The organism is Rossellomorea sp. RS05, from assembly GCF_039822645.1.
GTDB classification, from domain to species: Bacteria; Bacillota; Bacilli; order Bacillales; family Bacillaceae_B; genus Rossellomorea; species Rossellomorea marisflavi_B.
In genome coordinates this window covers 271,129-291,401 of the sequence record NZ_JBDKWY010000001.1, presented here as the reverse complement: position 1 = coordinate 291,401, position 20,273 = coordinate 271,129, and the positions used below count along the sequence as shown (strand labels likewise).

Sequence of the window (20,273 nt, the reverse complement as noted above, 5' to 3'; positions counted from 1 at the left end):
CTTTTGATTCTCTTTCTTATTTTATCGGGTCATATTAAAACCTCAAGATTTTTTTCTTGATGAAATTTTCCAAAAACTCTTTACTCTTTCCTTACTTTACGTCAAAATATTAATAATCGTTTGTAGATTTCTGGTAAAAAGGAGATGCCTCTAATGAAAAAAGCGGAGATTGGGAATGTCATTGAATTTAGGAATGGGTTAAAAGGAGTCGTCGAGAAGGTGAATGAAAACTCAGTGATCGTAGATTTAACGTATATGAAGAACTACCGGGATCTTGAGTTAGAGGAAAAGACCGTTGTGAATCATAAAAATTATACCGTCGTGGAAGCATGAGTCGCACAGAACAGGCCGTCAGGGAACTGACGGCCTGTTCTTATCCATATGATCAAGGTACTGACTTATGTCCCTTCTTCCAGGCAACCAAGAGCATAAACAGGATGCTCATATACCCGAATAGCGGATATAAATAGGATAGCAAACGGCTGTATTCAAAAAAGCTCAGGCTGTAAATCACGACAATGATCATAGTGAATACAAAAACTCCCGGGATGGATAGATAGCCCGAAAGCTGTTTTTCCAGACCGAAGATACCGCCAATGACCGACGTGAAGATTTCTCCATAAATAATAATGATATAGAGAAGATACATGCCTGAAGCAAACGTCTTCATCATGACCGCCATGGGAATCTCATAATGGGTGACATCGGGGATCAGGCTAAGCGTCAGATGACTGGAGATGAGGATGACCGTCAACAGGACACCTCCAAGGTATCCGCCATATTTGATCATATTTCGGTCCTTTAATTCACCGGCGATCGGAACGAGGACCGCTTGGGCCATGGCAAGGTTGAAAGCCACATAGGCAAAGGGTGAAAGCACCGTCTTCCACCCCAGACCGTCATCTCCCTTTGAGAGCACCATGCCGAGATCAGGCTGGTGTGTGAAGGAGACATAAAGCAGATACAAATTGAAAAAGATCATCAGGGGCACCACGATGGTATTGACTGCAAATAGTCCCCTGGTCCCCACAAGCATGGTCAGGAACCCTAGACCAAGCGTAAGAACAATACCGAATTGCCTCGATTGACCCAGTTGTTCTTCAAAGACTGCTCCCGCCCCTGCCACCATCACCGCTGAAACCCCGATCAGCATGAGCATCATCAACAGATTCATCCCTTTTGAGAACCACTTGCCGAACACATATTCATTGAACTGCTCATAAGATCTCGCTTTGATATCATGGCTGATCACGAGGATTTTCGTACCGAGCATAATGAACAGCCACCCGCTTACCAGGATGCCCACTAATCCATAAACCCCGAATCTCGTAAAAAATTCAACAATTTCCCTTCCAGTTGCGAATCCGGCACCGATGACCGTCCCCACGTATACGGCGGCGATTTGAAAAGCGCCCGATAATCGTTTCATTCCATCACCTCGTACTTCTACTCTTATAACTGTATGTACAGGCCCCCCGAATCAGAAGTACAGATTACACCCGTTTGTTATGTCTATTTAGAAATAGTGTAAAACGAACATATTCCTATGGGCTTTTTTATGCCTTTGTCATTATAATAAATATAAGTCTTGTGTCCCTTTCCAACATATGAGGGATCACATAAATGAAAACCATACAGAAAAGAGGAATCCACTTGAATTTTTTTACCCGTTTTAGCCTGAGGAATGCAGTAGCGGTCTTTATCATTTCATTCCTTCTCATTCTCGGGGGGTTGTTTTCGTTCCAGAAACTTAAACTGGATCTGCTCCCGAATATCGAGTTTCCTCAGCTTTCAGTTGAAATCGTTTACCCTGGGGCTTCCCCCGACGATCTTGACGATAAAGTGACATCGGATCTCGAGGAGAAATTCAAAGGTGTTGAAGGAGTAAAACAAGTATCAAGCTCCACCTACGAAACGATTTCTGTCATCAACCTTGAATTCCCTTTCAATACAGACATGGATGAAGTGGAAAGGAAAGTGGACTCCCTCATCTCTGACAGCGACCTTCCGGATGAAGTGACCACCGATATCAGCCGTACCTCATTCGGAGCGCTTCCAATCTTCAATATCTCACTATTTGCAAAGGACAATGCTGATTTACAGTCCCTGTTGCAAGATGACGTCATTCCTGAATTGAAGAAAATCGAGGGAGTCAATTCCGTTTCTGTCGGTGGACTGAAGGAAGAACTTCTTCAAATTACCATCGATAAAGATAAAGCAGCTGAAAATGGACTCAGCTTGACGGATATCAAAGACCAGATCAATGAAAAGGACCTTTCTTTCCCCGCTGGGAATCTCGATGGGGATAACATTCAGGTCCCTGTAAGGGTGCAAGAGAAAGTCGATACCATCAACCAGTTGAAAGAGATTGTCCTAACATCGAAGGTCAATCCACAGGCTCCACCAACATCCCTTGGTGATATTGCCAAAATTGAAGAGGTGACCGACCGTCCTGAAATCACCCGTTATAATATGGAAGATTCATTCTCCATGGCCATCACGAAAAAGCAGGACGCCAACACCGTGGAAGTAGCTGATCAGGTTCTTGACGTAATGAAAGATTACCAGGATGACTTTAGTTATGCCATCGGATTCGATTCGGCAGACGGAATCAAAAAATCCGTTGAGACCCTGGTGAAAGAAGGTCTTCTCGGCGCCGTATTCGCCTCTCTGGCCGTTCTTCTGTTCTTACGGAATATCCGTGCGACAATCATCGCCATCATCTCGATTCCCTTGTCGCTGCTCGTGTCTTCTATTTTCCTGGCTCAGCTCGATATCTCACTCAATATCATGACCCTCGGGGGCATGGCCGTGGCAGTGGGACGCGTAGTGGATGACAGTATCGTCGTCATTGAGAATATATTCAGGCGCGTCAGGAAATCAGGTGAAGAGATCAACGATAAAATCATTGAGGACTCGACAAAAGAAATCCTGAAAGCCATCACGTCGTCAACGTTGACGACAGTGGTCGTATTCCTTCCGCTTGGATTCGTCGGCGGAGTGACGGGAGAGTTCTTCCTTCCGTTCGCATTGACCATTGTATTCTCTCTGCTCACATCCCTGCTTGTTGCCATCACCATCGTTCCGATCTTGTCCAAATTCTCATTCAAGAAAGTTCCGCCAGAGGAAAAGGAAGGGAGACTACAACGATGGTATGCACGGGCAATTGAGTGGTCGCTGAACCATAAAACCGTCATTATCGCCCTATCCCTTGTCACCCTTCTCGGGTCTTTTGCACTTGCCGGTAGGCTGGGCTTCACCTTCATTCCAAATGAAGAGCAAAAGCAGCTCGTGGCAAGTGTCCAACTCCCTTCATCCACTTCACTTGAAAGGACCAATGACGTGTCCATGAAGCTGGAAGAATTCTTCGACGGGGAAAAAGAAATCAAAGAAGTGACGGCAGGTATAGGTAGCCGTGATTTCCAAACTGGATTGAAACGGAAAAACCAGGCCAATTACTTCCTTACCCTCGATGAAGATACGAATGTAAATGCTTATCTAGAAGACTTGCAAAAGAATATGGAAGACATTGTATACAAAGATGAACCAGATGCAAAACTCGGCGTCCAGGAGCAGCAGACTGGTGGGCCTCCAAGCAACAACAACGTGGACATCGACCTCTTCTCCAATAATCTTGATTCCCTTCAATCTGCTGCGAAGGAAGTAGAAGCGTACATGAAGGATCAAGATCAATTGAAATATGTGAACAATAACTTCTCTGAAAAACAAAAGCAGATCATCATCGATATCGATCCTGAGAAGGCCGCAAAAGCGGGCGTGTCCGGATTCCAAGTGCTCGGGACCGTGACGGACCAGACAGAACCCGTATCTGTCGGGACTTTGCCACTGGACGGGACGGATCGAAAAGTACAATTAAGCTATGAGGATCAAACATCCTCCAAAGAAGAACTTGAAGATATCACCCTATTCACTGCGAAGGGGCCTGTCCCACTTACAGATATCGCGAAAATTGATGAAGTCGAAGGCTACACGTCCATCCAGAAGCTAGAAGGAAAGATCTATGCGCGTGTCAGCGCACAGATCTCAAGTGATGATATCCGTACCGTGTCACAAGAAACAGTGGATGGTGTGAAGAAGCTCGATCTTCCTGATGATGTGTCATTCGAAGGTGGAGGCGGAAGCGACGAAACGGTACAGACGTTCCAGGATCTCGGTCTCGCCATGCTGATCGCCATCGGTCTCGTCTACATCACCATGCTAATCACATTCGGGAAAGCAAGGATTCCATTCATCATCCTGTCATCCCTGATCTTTGTGCCGATCGGATCTCTGCTCGGACTGTCGGTCGCCAATGAACCACTCAGCGTATCGGTCATGATCGGCCTGCTCATGCTGATCGGGATCGTGACCACCAACGCCATCGTCCTCGTTGACCGCATAGGGCAAAACAGGGAACAAAAAGGAATGACCATCAGGGATTCCCTGATCGAAGGGGGCAAAACGAGGCTCCGTCCGATCCTCATGACGGCCTTTGCGACGATTACGGCCCTTCTACCCCTGGCGTTCACAACATCATCGGGTACGCTCATCTCCAAGGGGCTCGCCATCACCGTGATCGGCGGATTGACGTCGTCAACCCTTTTGACGCTCATCCTTCTACCGGTCCTGTATGAAGTCTTCTTCTACAAAACAGTAAAGAAAGAATTGAAAAAATAAGTATGACAAAGAGGCAGGCGCCTATTGCGCCTGCCTCTTTTCCTTTGCCCTTATAACGATTGATCATCCACTTCATTAAGCCATTTCCGGATCGGAGCGATCACCTTCTCAACAGTGCCTTCCACAAAAGGAGAGTCGAGCTGGACCGCCTCAAGCAGCTCCAGGAAGGACTTGCTCCCACCTAGCTTACAGAGATCCAAATAAGATGCCCACGCACTCTCACGATTTTCATTCATCTTTTTGAAGAATTGGAAGGCACAGATCTGAGCGAGGGTATAATCGATATAGTAGAACGGAGAGTTGTAAATATGCGACTGCCTCTGCCAGAAGCCACCATCCTCGAGGTATCCGAAGCCGTCATAATCACGGTGGGGCAAATACTTCCGTTCGAGGCTCCTCCACATCTGCTTCCTCTCATCTGGAGAAGCATCCGGATTCTCATAGACGAAATGCTGGAATTCATCCACGGCCACTCCATAAGGAAGGAACATCAACGCTTCACTTAAATGGGTGAACTTATATTTCTCTGTATCTTCTTTGAAGAAGTACTCCATCCACGGCCATGTGAAGAATTCCATGCTCATGGAGTGGATCTCACTCGCTTCATAGGTAGCCCAGTGGTATTCAGGGATATCGTAGCCCCTGCTTTTATATACCTGGAAGGCATGCCCTGCCTCATGGGTCAAAACGTCGATATCAGCAGACGTCCCGTTGAAATTGGAAAAGATGAAAGGGGACTCGTATTCAGCGATGTAGGTGCAATACCCACCTCCTGCTTTTCCCTTTTTCGCTTCAAGGTCCAATAGGTTGCGGTCGAGCATGAACGAAATGAATTCAGCCGTCTCCGTGGAAAGTTCCTCATACATCCGTTTCCCGTTAGCGATGATCCATTGGGGATCCCCTTTTGGATCAGCATTGCCCGAAGAGAATTTAAAGCCTTCATCATAAAATGTAAGATGTTGAAGACCGATACGATCTGCCTGCCTATCCTTCAGCTCGACACAAAGGGGCACGATGAATTCTTCTACTTGACGTCTGAAGATCTCCACCATTTCCGGTGTATAATCCGTCCTTGTCATCCGGTGATAGCCTAGTTCGACGAAGTTATCAAAACCGAGGGTCACGGCGATTTCATGTCGCACCTTCACCAGATCATCAAAAATCCGGTCCAGTTCACTTCTGTTCTCTTCAAAGAAAGAGGTTGTAGCTGTTGCCGCCTGCTTCCTCGTTTCCCGGTTTGGAGATTGGCTGAATGGCCCCATCTGGGCAAGCGTCCTCTCCTCCCCTTCAAAAGGAATCTTGGCCGAAGCCATCAGCTTTGTATATTCTGAGGATAGCTTATTCTCCTTTTGGAGGAGTGGGATGATCTCAGGTGAGAAGGTTCTGATTTCACTTTCTGCCAGTGAAAAAAGTTGGTTGCCCCATTTCTCCTCCAATTCTCTGCGATACGGGGACTCAAGCAGTACATGATAGAATTCTGTAACCAGACCGTGCATCTCAGGGGACAGTTCATCCATATAGTCTTGTTCCGCTTTATAAAAGCTATCGTTCGTATCGATGGAATGACGGATATACACGAGGTTCTCCATCGTATCGACTTCCATGCGGATCCTATTAATCTTCTCTATAGCTTCAACCTGCTGGGACATGCTTTCACCTTTTTTCAGTTGATTCAAGGCTTCATAGAATCGTTCTTTTATCTCATCGAGTTCCGGTCTGGCGTATGTATACTCTTCAAATTTTTTCATTGTGACCTCCATTTTGTATAGAATCTATCAGGGCTCTCTAGTACTTCGCCAATGATTGTGCATTTCCTTCCCTACCTCTACTTTTTACCATGAAAAAAAGCCTGCTTTTGCAGGCATTCAGTAGGAAAGATCTTTAATCGACAACCCCAATTTCTTGAGGAGTCCAATCGCTTCCTCTTTTTCATCCGGAGTAAGGGTGGACATCAGTTCATGGATCCTGTTCTCATGATCGGGGAAGATACGGTCGATCATTACCCTGCCATCTTCCGAGATTTGAGCGTATGTGACCCTACGATCATTCGGACAGGCTACGCGATTGAGAAGGCCCTTCTTTTCAAGCTTGTCCACGACATAAGTGATGCTCCCGGACGCAAGAAGGATCTTTCCTCCAATCTGTTGGAGGGGCTGATCTCCTTTATGATAAAGGAGTTCCAGGACGGCAAATTCCGTAGGATTCAATCCATTTTCCTGGATGTGTTTATTTATTTCCTCATTGATGGCTTTGAAGGCCCTCGATAGAACAATGAATAGCTTAAGGGATTGCTTGGATTCACTCATAGTTTTCATTCCTTTAAATATCTCGGTTTCAAACTATTATACAAATCTGCCGTGTTTTTGTCAAAGGAACTGACATTGTTTTTTCCAATACTTAGGGTCTAACGGAAAAAGGACGCCCTATTATGGACGTCCCTTAAGGTAGTAGTCGATGTGATGCGTGTTTTCACGGAGTGATTTTTCTGGAGGATTTCTCAGATGTCATGTTACGATGCGGGTCTTTTGAGCAAATGTCTACTATAGTATTCCATTTCGGCCTCGCTTCGATCCAGGGAAGCCTTATCATACTCATTCAAGAGGCGATCAAGTTCCTGACTGCACGCCAAGGTCTCTCTTGCACCAAGACCGTGCGTTTCCCCAAGAGCGATCATTTCCGATCGCTTTTGATTGATCTTCAGCAATAACCACTTTCTTTTCAGCATTTGGTTCATCCATCTAACCCCTTTTGATAGCTTGCTTTATTTGAGCATTATCTCAGGGTTTACCAGAAAAGTAAATAGAACCGCAAAACAAGACAAAACAATCAGTTATAGCCGAAAATTCGACATTGACTGCCATATTAAAACCCGTTCCTATCAAGAAGGGAACGGGTTTTAGTATGGGTGACCATCAGTAGATCGGCACCCATCCTTCTTTCGTAACGAAGATTCTCACAGCCACTACTTTTTTGTCATCTGATAGTGTGAAATAATGGCGGATGTTCTCCGGTACGGATATAAGGTCCCCAGGATTCAGGTGGACTTCGAAGAAATCACCATCGCTTCCCTGGATGATGAATACCCCATGACCACTGACGATGAAGCGGACCTCGTCATCCGTATGGTGATGTTCCTGCTGGAAATTCTTCAACAGTTCCTCAAGGTTCGGTGTACTGTCTGATAATGAGATGATATCCCACGCTTCATATCCCCGTCTGGCTGAAATATCTTCAATTTCATCCTTGAACGTTGTGAGGATCCTTTCTTTTTCCACGTCAGCCAAATCGAATTTTTCTTGAAGATCGCCGCTCAATTTCCCGATGTCCCAATGTTCATAAATGACGCCTTGCTCCTCCAGATACTGTATCACTTCTTCTTGATTTTCGATGACTTTATTGCTTCCTTGGACCTTGATTGTTGTCATGATTTTTCCTCCTTTTATGATTGAAGTTGAACGGTGGATTTTAGTGATAAGAGAGAAAGCTGATATTGAAATAGGAACTCAGATGCTTCGAGAAGCTTTTTTGCTTCAAAACCGCTCCGTCCCCAAACCGTGATCCCATGATTCCGGATCAGCACGGCGCCGGCGTCTTCATTAACATGATGGGAGAAGGCGCTCGCAAGGGTCGGAATATCCGCGTAATTCGGGATGATGGGAATGATGAGTTCATCATCTTGTCCCCATTTTCCAAACGCTTTTATCAATTCTTGATTTTTGAAGGTGATCTCTCCCTGATCCCCATAAAGCTCACTGACCACATTATTGGCTACGGTATGCACGTGGAGGGAACAGACTGCCTGGGTCCCTTTGAAAATATGCGTGTGGAGGAGGGTTTCTGCTGAGGGCTTGAGTTTCGTTTCCTCCAGAGGATTCCCGTCCAGGTCAACGAGTAGGAAATCCTCTACCGTCCTTTTCCTCTTATCCTTTCCGCTGGCGGTTACCAGGAAGGCACCAGTGGCCGATCCGGCCTTGATGGCCAAGTTGCCTGAAGTGCCCATGAACCAGTCACGGTCTGCGAGTTCCCCCTTGATGGTGGACAGCTCTTCCCACTCTCTTTGGTAACTCATGCCCTCACCCCTTCCTTCAATGCCTCTATACAGTCATGGAATGTTTCAAATGGGATATGGGGAATCCCCAATTCATTGCAAGTGTCAGCAAGATAATCCCTCGCAAGCACCTTGTCAGCCACCTTGGCCATCTCCAAGTCTGTTACAGAGTCACCGATGGCAATCACTTCTGCACCATCCGGTATGGAAAGGGAGCGGAGGACGGACGGTTTGCAGCATCCGCATCCTCCATTCCCGCATTGCCCATCACAGCCATAGGGCCAGTTGATGGAAATGAAGGGACCGGTGAAATCCGCTTCATTGCAGTAGATTCCTGCAAATGGGCCATATCCGTCCAGGAGTGGGCGGACAAAGAAATCGATCCCTCCACTCACGATATATAACGGGATTCCTTCCTCTTTCGCAAATTGAACAAAGTCCCAGAACCCTTCCCGGATGACTGCCGTATGTAAAAGATAGTCCACGAGCTCATCTTTTTGTTGGGAAGGCAGAAGTGCGAACATATCCCCTACCCCTTTCTCGATCGACATCGTCCGGTCAAGTATGGCATCTTTGAGTCCTTCCCATTCCGGAGGGGCAAATTGCTTCATGAGGGAGATGATATTATCTGTTTTCGTAATCGTTCCATCAAAATCACACAAGATGATCCGTTCCGTCATCAGCCCTTCCCTCCCTTGCTCCACAAGCTTAGAGCGACTCTAAGCTCTTCTCCCTGGACTTCTTCAAAGGGAATTCCCGCTTTCACCGCTTCAATTGCCTGTCGGAAGGCGAGCCCTCCGCTTACAGCACCTCCCGGATGTCCGTGGACGCCGCCGCCGGCATTGATCACACACTCCTCACCAAAATCCTCCACAAGATGTGGTACCAGTCCTGGATGGATACCTGCCGATGGGACAGGGAATGTCTTTTTGAACGGTGAAGGCTCATCCGTCAGCTCTCTACTGATGGCGAGTACTTGATCTTTCTCCAGTGCCACACTTCCATAAGGGGAAGGGAACAAGGAAAAATCCGCTCCCGTCATCCGTAAAAATTTCCCTAGCCATAAGGAGTAGGCGACTCCATGATGGGGAGCCTGGGCAACAGCTCCTGCAAAGGCGGGATGGGCCATGAGCGGAAGTCCGATGTTTTCATCTTCCCTGAGTTCTTGAAGTACATCGAGAGAATAAGAAAATACGTTGAATAGCAAGGCATCCGCCCCAAGATCCCGTGCTCTTCTTGCCTTATCGCGAAGCTCAGACGTCCGTCCGGTCAGGTTCACCGCATAGAGCGTCCTCTTACCTGTCTCCTGCTGCACCTCATCAAGGATCCTCCTGCCGTTTTTCACCCGCTCTTCAAAAGGCGTCAGGTGGTTATCAAAAAGGATTTCATCATCCTTCACCAGGTCAACACCTCCGCGAGCCTGGGCACGCAGCTGATCTTCCATGTAAGCGAGATCCCTTCCGATCACTCCCTTGAAAATGCTCATGAGGAGGGGGCGATCCTTGACGCCTGCAAGTTCCCTGATCCCCTCGATACCGTACCGTGGTCCCGGATAGTGACGGTTGAGATCGTCACTGAATTCAAGATTGATAAGCTTTACCTGACCATCCAGGGAGAGTTTCCCGAAGACCGTTGTCAGTATCGCAGGGAGATCATTTGAATAATTGCCACCGGGGTAAGCGATCGAAATTTCTCCCACCCCTTCACCGGCCTCTTCATTGATGGAAACGACCCTTCCCTTGAATTTCAGCAGTTGCTCTTGTTCGAGTTGGGGAAGGTCTGTCCAAGAGCCCACTGTCAAGCCCAAGGCGATGCCTTCTGCCTTTTTTTCGAAAGACCCTTTTGCCCCTGGCAATCTATATGTTGCAATCACTTCACTCATGTTCTGCCTACCTCCTTATACAATCAAAAAAGCCCCTTCCGATAAGAAGAGGCTTTCAATCCATCACTCTATCTTATCTCCCAGCGTCTGCTGCAAGAATTAGCACCGTGCTCGTAATGAGTCGGTTGCCGGGCTTCATCGGGCCAGTCCCTCCGCCTGCTCTTGATAAGAATCTATTCATTTGGTTTCCAGTAGGATTATTGCATCGATCGGGAGTCCTGTCAATCCCTATTATCGAACAAATGTAAATTTTCAATCCTTTCCACTGCTTCCTGAAGCCTTTCCTCACTGGTAAGGAGACCTACCCGGACATACCCTTCCCCGTGATCCCCGAAGCCGATGCCAGGCGCCACGGCTACATGGGCCTTTTCAAGGAGTAGGTTCGAGAAATCCATCGACGTGAAGCCTTCCGGCACTTTGAGCCAAGCGAAAAATGAGCCTGCCGGTGCATCCACATCCCAACCGATGGATCTCAATCCACCGATGAGGGCATTCCTTCTGCTTTCATAGGTCTCAAGCTGGGCCTGGACGCACTCCTGCGATCCGAGGAGCGCCGTCACCGCTGCTTCCTGAATGGCGCCAAAGAGGCTCACATACATATGATCCTGCATGAGATTGATGGCTTCTATCACACTCTCGTTCCCGACGGCAAATCCTACTCGCCACCCCGCCATATTATACGTTTTGGAGAGAGTATAGATTTCAATGCCGACATCCTTAGCTCCATCTGTTTCAAGGAAGCTATTGGGACGCTTGCCTTCAAATCCGATCGCCCCATAAGCAAAATCGTGTACCACGCAGATATCATGGCTACTTGCCAATTTTACCGTTTCCTCAAAAAAGGCTGGTGTGGCTACTGCTCCCGTCGGGTTATTCGGATAATTCAGGAACATAAGCTTGGAACCGTCGAGTTCGGCTTCACTAAACCGGCTGTAATCGGGGAGAAAATCATTTTCCTCAAGTAGCGGCATCAGCTTCATCTCCGCTTCTGCAAGTGCCACCCCTGATAGATAATCAGGATACCCAGGGTCCGGAACCAGCACGGATTCACCCGGATTCACCAGGCACTGCGGAATCTCCACGAGACCCGCCTTCCCCCCGAAGAGGATAGCTACTTCTTTGTCAGGATCCAGTTCCACCCCGTATTCCCTTTTATAGAAAAGCGCTACCGCCTCTTTGAAAGAGGCCATCCCCCTGAAAGGTGAATAGCGATGATTCAATGGGTTTTCGGCCGAAGCCTTCAAACTATCTACAATATGTTCAGGTGTGGGCCTATCAGGGTTACCCTGCCCAAGGTTAATGACATCGTGTCCTTCATTAATGACACGCTGAACGTTGGCTGTCAATTCAGCGAAAAATTGCTTTGGCAGCGAATCGAGGCGATCCGCATATGGGAATGTTTTCATCTCTTCACCTTCTGAATGTTCAAATATTCTTCACTTTCAAATTCTAGCTACAAATGATATAACGGAAAATAACGAATGTAAAGTAAAATCTTACAATTCCCAATGAAAGGTGCTGATCATATGAAGATCGGGCTCGCGCAAATGGACATCCGGTTTGGAGATCCAAAATCCAACTACGCACAAGCAGAAAGATGGTTTCAACAAGCAGAAAGCGAACAATGCGATATCCTTGTCTTCCCTGAGCTTTGGACAACAGGATATGACCTTAAGAGGATAGAGGGAATCGCTGATGAAAACAGTGAAAAGACCATTGCCTTCCTATCCCGTTTTGCAAAACAGTATGGGATAAACGTGATAGGGGGATCCGTTGCAAATAAAACGGAGTCGGGAATCGATAATCGCTTGATCGTGATCGATTCCAAAGGAAACTTCGTCAAAGGGTATTCAAAGCTTCACCTGTTCAAACTGATGGACGAACATCACTACCTCCTGCCGGGAAAAGAGGACGGTCTATTCACGCTTTCCGGCGAGCAGATGGCCGGCCTCATCTGCTATGACATCCGTTTCCCTGAATGGGTGCGTAAGCATGTTCTCTCCGGAGCAAAGATCCTGTTCGTCAGTGCAGAATGGCCTGAACAGCGGATCGACCACTGGAAAGTCCTCCTCCGTGCACGTGCCATTGAAAATCAATGTTATGTTGCTGCATGCAACCGCGTCGGCTCTGATCCGGACAATACGTTCGGAGGATCATCCCTGATCATCGACCCGTGGGGAGAGATCCTTGCTGAAGGCTACCTCCACGAAGAACTTGTGACAGCCGTTGTCAATCTCGATACCGTCGATGAAGTAAGGAAGCAAATCCCGATATTCGACGACCGTCTCCCAGACTTTTACCGTTGACGAGGCGAAAATCGATCAGGATATCTTTTCAAAAAAAGCATTGACACTAAAAAACGCAAGGTGGTATGATGTCAATCAAATGGTAATTTTCTGAACAAATTAAATATGCAACTCTTATCAAGAGCTGGCTGAGGGATTTGGCCCTATGAAGCCCAGCAACCGACCGTAATACCGTTGAAAGACGGGGCGCAGATTCGATGCGCCTGACCAGGGCACGGTGCTAATTCCAACAGAATGATTCCATTCTGAGAGATAAGAGGCGACGAAGTATTCTTCAAGCCTCTTTCACAACTGGAAGAGGCTTTTCTCATTCCACAAGAAAAGCCTCCTGCAAACTATTTTAAGGAGGAACCCCCCATGGCCATCACCCAATTGAAACAGTATCGTTCCCTGACGATCGAATCTGCTATAAACCTTGCCAAAGACCTTTCCCTGTTTGATGCATCGGAAAATCTGACCTGTGAAGAGATCGGAGACGGCAATCTCAATTACGTTTTCCGCATTGTAAGCAGCGAAAGCGGAAAAAGCATCATTATCAAACAAGCACTTCCTTATGCAAAAGTCGTAGGCGAAAGCTGGCCGTTGACCCTTGACCGCGCGAGGATCGAAGCCCGGGCCCTGACTCTCCAGCGTTCCCTTGCTGAGCGTCTTGTCCCTGAGATCTATCATTCCGATGAAGAGCTTGCGATTACAGTCATGGAAGATTTGAGCCATCTTGAAATCGCCAGAAAAGGCCTCAACAAAGGAGGAATCTATCCCTCCCTTTCGAAGGACATCGGGGAATTTCTCGGGGCAACACTGTTCTTCACATCCGACTATGCTCTTCATCCTTTCAAGAAAAAGGGATATGTCAAAGAGTTTTCGAATCCCGAATTATGCAAGATTACTGAGGATCTTGTCTTTACCGACCCGTTCTTCAATAGTGAAACGAATGAATTTGAACAAGCCCTTGAAGAAGAGGTCCGGAATCTTTGGGACGACCTGCCCCTGAAACTGGAAGTCGCTAAACTGAAAAGATCCTTTTTGACCGAGGGGGAAGCCCTTCTCCACGGTGATCTGCATACCGGAAGCATCTTTGCAGGCAAAGAGGAAACTAAGGTCATTGATCCGGAGTTTGCCTTTTACGGTCCTATCGGTTTTGATATCGGACAGTTCCTGGCAAATCTCATTTTCCAGGCTGTGGTCCGCGAAGAAAAGCCAAAGAAGGAAGAGATCCTTCGTCATATTGAAACCACTTGGAACGTATTTGAGTCCACCTTCTCGCAATTCTGGGATCAAAGTGAAGATGCCTACACCAAAATTGATGGATACCTTGAGTATGTTCTAGAAAAAAGCTTTGCAGATACAATCGGTTTCCTCGGTTGCGAACTGATCCGAAGGACGATCGGTCTTGCTCACGTGGAGGATCTTGACTCGGTCCAGGACGAAGAAAAACGGATCTTGTATAAAAAGACGTGCCTTGCCCTCGGAAGGGAATGTATCCTTGAGCGCCAACGCATTCGTTCAATCCAGGATCTACTCGATAAACTTATTTAAAGGAGCTTTCTTAAACCCATGACACCACAACTTACCATACCTACTTCATTGGAGTGGCATGAAGACCACCTGGTCATACTGGACCAGCAAAAACTTCCCGGGGCAGTGGAATATGTCCATCTCTATACCATAAAGGATTACTACGATGCCATCATCACCCTTAAGGTAAGGGGAGCGCCTGCCATCGGCATCACGGCTGCATATGGCCTCGCCCAGGCAGCAGGAGGATATGAAACGGAGTCCCTTGAAGAGTTCAAGACATTGTTCAAGAAGGATAAGGCGCATCTCCTCTCTTCCCGTCCGACGGCGGTAAATCTTTCATGGGCCCTCGAGCGTCTCGAGCGTGAACTGTATCAGGCAGCAACGGTCAATGAAGCCAAGACCGACCTTCTCCATACAGCGATACAGATCCATGCAGAGGATGAGGATATGTGCCGGAGGATCGGGGAGAATGGCCTAGAACTCCTTCACGATGCACATAGGGTCATGACCATCTGCAATGCGGGATCCATCGCTACAAGTAAATATGGAACTGCCTTGGCACCGTTCCATATTGGACGTGAAAAAGACCGGAATTTTCAGGTGTTCGCCTGCGAAACCAGACCCGTTCTTCAGGGGGCGAGGCTAACTGCCTGGGAGCTCCAGCAATCGGGCGTCGATGTCACTCTCATTACAGATAATATGGCTGCCCATACAATGAAAACCAAAGACATAGAAGCGGTCATCGTCGGGGCGGACCGGGTTGCAGCAAACGGGGACACTGCCAATAAAATCGGGACCTCTTCCTTAGCCATCCTGTGCAAACATTTCGGGATTCCTTTCTATGTTGCCGCCCCTTCTTCGACGTTTGACCTGACCATCGACTCGGGAGACGACATTGAAATCGAGGAGCGGTCATCCACCGAAGTAACCACATTGGGCCAAAGCGTCATCGCTCCAGAAGGAGTCCCTGTCTTCAATCCCGCTTTCGATGTGACCCCCCACGACCTGATTTCGGCTATCATCACCGAAAACGGGATCCTTTATCCCGATTTCAAACAGAGCATTGCCGATACACTGAACTAAGTCCAAACCAAAAGCCAAGAATGCAGATTCCTGGCTTTTGGTTTTCCTATGATTTTACACTTCCCCACATTTCCTTTGGGTTTCGTTCATAAATACTGTTTTCCCTGAACATGAATTGATGAATGATGAACTCCCTCCTCACTGTTGCATAATCATCATGGAACTGTTTAATGTAGGCATTGATTTCTTTCTCTTCATACTTTCTCCCAATCTCCAGTCCTTCCACCCAATGTTCCAGCAGGTACAAGCGCTTCTTCTGCTGAGCAGGGAGCTGACTGACCTTCCCATCCTTCCCGATGAAGGCATTCATCACCTTTTGTTTCTCCAGTACCCGTTGATCCATATTCCGTTCCTCCCCTTTCATTCCCTCTGCAAACTGCTGTAGCACCTTACCATGATGCAAAAGGACCTTGGCATTGAGATGGTAATATACTGTATTTTTTTCCCTTCTTGAGTACACCAGGTTACAGTCCTTCAATCGTGATAAGTGATGGGAAATGGTCGGCGCCGTCAAACCAAGCTTTCCCGCCACCGCTCCCACGTGAAGAGGCCCCTCTGACAAAAGGTAAATGATTTTGAGCCTCGTAGGATCCCCAAGCGTTTTATGAAATTCAACCTGCTTATTCAGTTGCACTTACAACCACCCCGACTAATTAGATAAGTATCTATTTAGATGATAATCTAATAATAATAAAAACTCAATCCTTTTTTTCTGAATTTTCATTTCTCGTGTTCACGTCTGTTTCGACGTATTCAGCCATAAAAAAACGCACTGACGATTCCGTTAAGAAATACAGTGCGTTTTTTTGGTATGGTTTTTTGAAATTCCCTTAATTGCAGAATGCTTTTTCCAATTCTAAAAGGACGGATTTCTTATCCACCTGTTTCCCTGCATAACCGGTCAGCTGATTGTTCTTTCCAATGACTCTGTGACACGGTATGACAATGGGAAAACGGTTCGCTTTATTCGCCTGACCAAGGGCCCTGACGGCTTTGGGACGGCGGATCTTTTCAGCCACTTCTTGATAAGAAGCGGTTTTTCCATAGGGGATTTCCTGGAGAGAAGTCCATACCTCCTTCTGGAATGTAGTCCCTTCCAACCTCAGTGGTAGATTGAATGATTTCCGCTCACCTTTGAAGTACTCCAGAAGCTGCGAACTTGTTTCATCTATTATATGGTGACCTGGACCCTCATCAGGTTCTCCTTCGGAAAATTCAATGGAGATGAGGTCTTGGTCGTCTGCAGTGATCTTCAACAGACCGACCGGCGAATCGATCGTCTTATGGATGGGTTCCATTGCCTGATCCCTCCCTTAGTTTTTCGGGAGATAGATATGAAAGGTCGTGCCCCTGCCCACCAGACTCTCAACCTCTACCGTCCCTTTATGCTCCTTGATAATATTAAAGCTTACCATAAGGCCGAGTCCAGTGCCCCGTTCTTTTGTTGTATAAAATGGTTCACCGAGCTTTTTGATCTTATCCTTTGAGATCCCGCTCCCTTCATCCTGGATCTCGATGTGTATCATTCCATTGTCTGTTTCATTGATGGCAATCGAGATAAAGCCACCCTGCGTCATCACTTCAATGGCATTTTTGATGATATTGATGAACACCTGCTTCAATTGATTCGGCTCGGCAATGATGCACGGAAGTCCCTCCTGGTAGTGCTCCCTGTATTGGACATTATGCATCACCGCCTGAGCGTTAAGCAGTTCCACCGTATCTTTCATGATCTTGATGAGGTTGGTTTCCTGGTACTGGATGGCCTGGGGTTTTGCCAGAACAAGGAAATCGGTGATGATGGATTCAATCCGTTGGAATTCAGACGTGATCACGTTGAAGTACATTTCATGTTCATGACCGATGCTGTTTTCGAGAAGCTGGATGAACCCTTTCAATGCTGTCATCGGGTTGCGGATTTCATGGGCGATCCCGGCGGCGAGCTCTCCGACCACGCTCAAGGTGTCGCTTTTCCTCAACTGTTCCTGCATTTCGACTTGCTCTGTAATATCCCTTATAATGGTCAGATTCAAGTTTGAGAGGAGGTTGTACTTCGATGACAGTTCTACATGCTGCAGCCTCCCTTTCTGATACAGGGACTTCTGGTAGGTAGCCTGTCCTTCTTCCTTCAATTGCCGGAGATATCCTGCATATTTTTCTTCCTCAGGGTCAATATTTAATATTTCACGTACATCTTTACCGATCAGGTGTTCCTTCGGTGCATCCAAAATTTCGCTCACTTCGGGATTCGAGTCAACGACAACATAATTGTGGTTGGTCAGTAGCATCCCATCCAGTGACCCCTCAAAAATCTTCCGGAAGCGTTCTTCACTTTCCCGGAGTTCTTTTTCCATCTGATATCGTTCACTCACATTCCGGAAGATGGTCATATTGTACCCGTCGACCGAATGGAGCTTGGATGTGAATTCAAGATGTTTGAGCTGATTATTGGGCATGAGAAATAACACTTCATCCCTTACAGCACCTGAAATCGTTAGTTGCTCCATGAGGAGATCGAACTTTTGCACTTCAAGGGGATAGACGAAATCCTTGATCCTTTTGGACAGGAGTTCCGACAGGGAGCATTCAAAAATTTTCAGGGCGGATGTATTGGCTTTCAGTACCCGTCCATCCTGATCCCACAGGACGATGGCATCGATCGCCTCTTCAAACAACCCTTTGAAAAGCTCCTCATTCCGCTTCAACTGGATCTCCATTTGCCTCTTTTCTGTCACATCCCTCAGGATCGCCATATGGAGCTTATGATGAACATACGGACTCGTAGTGAATTCCACAATGGATACACTGTGCGTTTTACGGATTGGAATCTCTCCCCTTGCCTTCTTATGTTCGACGATCAGCTCTTTGATCTTATCGATCTTGTAATGGGCATTTTCAGGAACAAACCAGCTGATGTTCCGTTTTGTCACATCGTTCTTATCCATGCCCACCTGGATACAGAAGGCCTGATTCACATCGCTGATGTTCCCATCAATATCAAACAAAACGATCCCCTCTGAAGCATTCTGGAAAATATTCGATAGGAGATGGACGTTCATATGATCCTTCCGTTCCTTTTCCTTCAGCTGCGTGACATCCTTGAAGTACAAATAGGCATTGGGAGAAATGGTCGATTTTTTGAGGATCAGCTCCACATGGATGATCTTATCGCCTGTCGTGTTCATGAGCGTTTCATCTTCAAGCGATTTGCCCGTCTCCATCACTTCCTTATAGTGAGAGACGATAGGGGCTGGAACAGGAGTGAAAAACGTGCTGAATAGCTCCCCTATAAGGTCCTCCACAGGGGCGGCAAGGGTCGTGCATGCTCCGCGATTTGCATAATGGATCTTCATTTCCTCATTGATCACCAGCATGGGAAGTGGTGATGCTGAGCAGATTTCCTTATCGATAGGATGACATTCTTCCTTCAATACTTCCAAATCAAGTTTACTGCCGTTAGTCATTTCTACATCCCCCTGCTTCATTAAAGACGACTTTAGTAATACAGTCTGCATATGTTCACAACCCCTTGGCGATAATTAACAATGAAATGAAGGTTTTACCCATAGTATCCTAGGGAAAGTATGAATGAAACAATGAAATCGTTAAAGTTGGTGAGCCTATGAAACAGCGTGATTCATATTTTGATAATGCTAAATTCATCCTGATCTTTCTCGTCGTATTCGGTCACATCATCCGGTCGTATATTGAAAAAGATCCCGTCATCCTTTCCCTTTATAAAACCATCTATACCTTTCACATGCCGGCATTCATCCTGCTTGCAGGATTCTTTGCCAAAGGGTTTTATAAGAAAGGCTATATCCAGAAGCTGGCGAAAAAACTCATTTTGCCTTATATCGTGTTCCAGTTGATTTATACCGTGTACTATTATTTCCTATATGACAGCTCCACTCTTGAGGTCGATCCACTGACGCCACACTGGTCCCTGTGGTTCCTCATCAGCCTGTTCTGCTGGAACGCCCTGCTTTATGCATTCATCAAATGGTTTAAATTCGGTCCTGCGGCAGGACTGACAGTGGCATTTTCACTTGGCCTGATCGTCGGATTCGCAGACAGTATCTCGAGTACGCTCAGTTTGTCGAGGACATTCGTATTCTTCCCGATGTTCCTCCTCGGTTACTATCTGAAAAAAGAGCACTTCGATTACTTCAAAACGTCACAGATGCGCTTGGCAGCCGGTCTGACATTCATCATTGTCTTCCTGGGAATGTTCCTCATACCGGAATTTTCGGACAAATGGCTCCTTGGGTCTAAACCTTATGGCGACTTCAACTGGAATAACCTGTACGGAATGGGGATTCGAGCTGCCGTATACGCACTGAATATCATCATGATCTTCAGCTTTTTCTCCTTCGTGCCGACCAAGCAGCAGTTCTTCACGAAATGGGGTAAGAACACCCTCTATGTGTACCTCCTGCATGGATTCCTTGTCAGATTGTTCAGGGTCAGTGCGCTGAAGGATGAAATCAACCCTACCACAAGCATCCTCGTCCTGCTCGGCGTGTCACTTATATTAACGATGCTGTTTTCGACCAAGTTCTTTACGAGCCTGACTCAGCCTCTCGTCGAGTTCAGGACCTCCCGATTTCAAAAGTTATTTTCAAAAAAAGAAATCAACACAAGATAAAACCCAATAGAAAGGGCTGGCTCATTGAGTCAGTCCCTTTTTGGTGGATGAAATGGAACAAAACGAAAATATCTCCCATTTCCCCACTATATGTCATTTCATATGGTTTTA

Annotated in this window: 18 protein-coding genes and 2 riboswitches; of the genes, 6 read left to right on the top strand and 12 right to left on the bottom strand. The window is 46.8% G+C overall.

Annotated elements, in window-relative coordinates; genetic code table 11:
- Window positions 1-153 precede the first annotated feature (153 nt).
- Entirely contained in the window at window positions 154-333 is a 180-nt protein-coding gene (locus tag ABJ225_RS01550) for a YkvS family protein (RefSeq protein ID WP_048004243.1), read from the top strand.
- Between the two features lie 52 nt (window positions 334-385).
- Here the strand turns inward: ABJ225_RS01550 and ABJ225_RS01545 are convergent, their stop codons facing one another.
- Window positions 386-1,429: a YkvI family membrane protein gene (locus ABJ225_RS01545; RefSeq protein WP_218245791.1), complete on the bottom strand. Its 1,044-nt coding sequence runs from the start codon at window positions 1,427-1,429 to the stop codon at window positions 386-388.
- 224 nt (window positions 1,430-1,653) lie between these two features.
- On the opposite strand from ABJ225_RS01545, the gene ABJ225_RS01540 reads away from it, so the two are divergent.
- The gene (locus ABJ225_RS01540) at window positions 1,654-4,677 is read left to right on the top strand and encodes an efflux RND transporter permease subunit (protein ID WP_347318111.1); all 3,024 of its coding nucleotides are present in this window, start codon (window positions 1,654-1,656) and stop codon (window positions 4,675-4,677) included.
- A 50-nt stretch (window positions 4,678-4,727) separates the two neighbouring features.
- Here ABJ225_RS01540 and ABJ225_RS01535 read toward each other — a convergent pair whose 3' ends face one another.
- The 8 genes from ABJ225_RS01535 to ABJ225_RS01500 all read right to left on the bottom strand — a co-directional run bounded on the left by ABJ225_RS01535 (window position 4,728) and on the right by ABJ225_RS01500 (window position 12,013).
- On the bottom strand, window positions 4,728-6,425 hold the full coding sequence (locus tag ABJ225_RS01535; RefSeq protein WP_079515866.1) for a M3 family oligoendopeptidase: 1,698 nt from the start codon (window positions 6,423-6,425) through the stop codon (window positions 4,728-4,730).
- A gap of 117 nt (window positions 6,426-6,542) precedes the next feature.
- Window positions 6,543-6,992 (bottom strand): MarR family winged helix-turn-helix transcriptional regulator, encoded by a 450-nt coding sequence (locus ABJ225_RS01530; protein WP_079515865.1) that lies wholly within the window; start codon window positions 6,990-6,992, stop codon window positions 6,543-6,545.
- A gap of 194 nt (window positions 6,993-7,186) precedes the next feature.
- A complete protein-coding gene (locus ABJ225_RS01525; RefSeq protein ID WP_056537650.1) occupies window positions 7,187-7,411 on the bottom strand; it encodes an aspartyl-phosphate phosphatase Spo0E family protein in 225 nt (74 codons plus the stop codon).
- A 178-nt stretch (window positions 7,412-7,589) separates the two neighbouring features.
- Window positions 7,590-8,102 (bottom strand): 1,2-dihydroxy-3-keto-5-methylthiopentene dioxygenase, encoded by a 513-nt coding sequence (locus ABJ225_RS01520; protein WP_056537653.1) that lies wholly within the window; start codon window positions 8,100-8,102, stop codon window positions 7,590-7,592.
- Window positions 8,103-8,116: 14 nt separating this feature from the next.
- Complete coding sequence (locus ABJ225_RS01515) at window positions 8,117-8,746, bottom strand: methylthioribulose 1-phosphate dehydratase (RefSeq protein ID WP_347318110.1); 630 nt, start codon at window positions 8,744-8,746, stop codon at window positions 8,117-8,119.
- On the bottom strand, window positions 8,743-9,405 hold the full coding sequence (locus ABJ225_RS01510) for a 2-hydroxy-3-keto-5-methylthiopentenyl-1-phosphate phosphatase (protein ID WP_056537659.1): 663 nt from the start codon (window positions 9,403-9,405) through the stop codon (window positions 8,743-8,745). The genes ABJ225_RS01515 and ABJ225_RS01510 overlap by 4 nt, the downstream gene beginning before the upstream one ends.
- Window positions 9,405-10,607, bottom strand: a complete 1,203-nt coding sequence (locus ABJ225_RS01505) for a 2,3-diketo-5-methylthiopentyl-1-phosphate enolase (protein WP_056537662.1) — start codon at window positions 10,605-10,607, stop codon at window positions 9,405-9,407. The genes ABJ225_RS01510 and ABJ225_RS01505 overlap by 1 nt, the downstream gene beginning before the upstream one ends.
- 70 nt (window positions 10,608-10,677) lie before the next feature.
- A riboswitch (SAM riboswitch) is annotated at window positions 10,678-10,779 on the bottom strand.
- 49 nt (window positions 10,780-10,828) lie between these two features.
- Window positions 10,829-12,013 (bottom strand): pyridoxal phosphate-dependent aminotransferase, encoded by a 1,185-nt coding sequence (locus tag ABJ225_RS01500; protein WP_347318109.1) that lies wholly within the window; start codon window positions 12,011-12,013, stop codon window positions 10,829-10,831.
- A 102-nt stretch (window positions 12,014-12,115) separates the two neighbouring features.
- Here ABJ225_RS01500 and ABJ225_RS01495 point away from each other — a divergent pair, with 102 nt between their 5' ends.
- The 3 genes from ABJ225_RS01495 to mtnA all read left to right on the top strand — a co-directional run bounded on the left by ABJ225_RS01495 (window position 12,116) and on the right by mtnA (window position 15,514).
- Window positions 12,116-12,913, top strand: coding sequence for a carbon-nitrogen family hydrolase (locus tag ABJ225_RS01495; RefSeq protein ID WP_347318108.1), 798 nt, complete (start codon window positions 12,116-12,118; stop codon window positions 12,911-12,913).
- A gap of 111 nt (window positions 12,914-13,024) precedes the next feature.
- Window positions 13,025-13,172: riboswitch (SAM riboswitch) on the top strand.
- A 98-nt stretch (window positions 13,173-13,270) separates the two neighbouring features.
- Entirely contained in the window at window positions 13,271-14,449 is a 1,179-nt protein-coding gene (gene mtnK / locus ABJ225_RS01490; RefSeq protein ID WP_056537670.1) for an S-methyl-5-thioribose kinase, read from the top strand.
- 18 nt (window positions 14,450-14,467) lie between these two features.
- Window positions 14,468-15,514 (top strand): S-methyl-5-thioribose-1-phosphate isomerase, encoded by a 1,047-nt coding sequence (gene mtnA / locus ABJ225_RS01485; RefSeq protein WP_056537673.1) that lies wholly within the window; start codon window positions 14,468-14,470, stop codon window positions 15,512-15,514.
- A 46-nt stretch (window positions 15,515-15,560) separates the two neighbouring features.
- Here mtnA and ABJ225_RS01480 read toward each other — a convergent pair whose 3' ends face one another.
- The 3 genes from ABJ225_RS01480 to ABJ225_RS01470 form a co-directional block, all read right to left on the bottom strand.
- Window positions 15,561-16,148, bottom strand: coding sequence for a DUF2087 domain-containing protein (locus ABJ225_RS01480; RefSeq protein ID WP_056537676.1), 588 nt, complete (start codon window positions 16,146-16,148; stop codon window positions 15,561-15,563).
- 196 nt (window positions 16,149-16,344) lie between these two features.
- Window positions 16,345-16,812, bottom strand: coding sequence for a methylated-DNA--[protein]-cysteine S-methyltransferase (locus ABJ225_RS01475; RefSeq protein ID WP_347318106.1), 468 nt, complete (start codon window positions 16,810-16,812; stop codon window positions 16,345-16,347).
- Window positions 16,813-16,827: 15 nt separating this feature from the next.
- Window positions 16,828-18,978, bottom strand: a complete 2,151-nt coding sequence (locus tag ABJ225_RS01470) for a PAS domain S-box protein (RefSeq protein ID WP_218245782.1) — start codon at window positions 18,976-18,978, stop codon at window positions 16,828-16,830.
- Between the two features lie 158 nt (window positions 18,979-19,136).
- Between ABJ225_RS01470 and ABJ225_RS01465 the strand changes: the two genes are divergently transcribed.
- Window positions 19,137-20,162 (top strand): acyltransferase family protein, encoded by a 1,026-nt coding sequence (locus ABJ225_RS01465; RefSeq protein ID WP_056537680.1) that lies wholly within the window; start codon window positions 19,137-19,139, stop codon window positions 20,160-20,162.
- Window positions 20,163-20,273 lie beyond the last annotated feature (111 nt).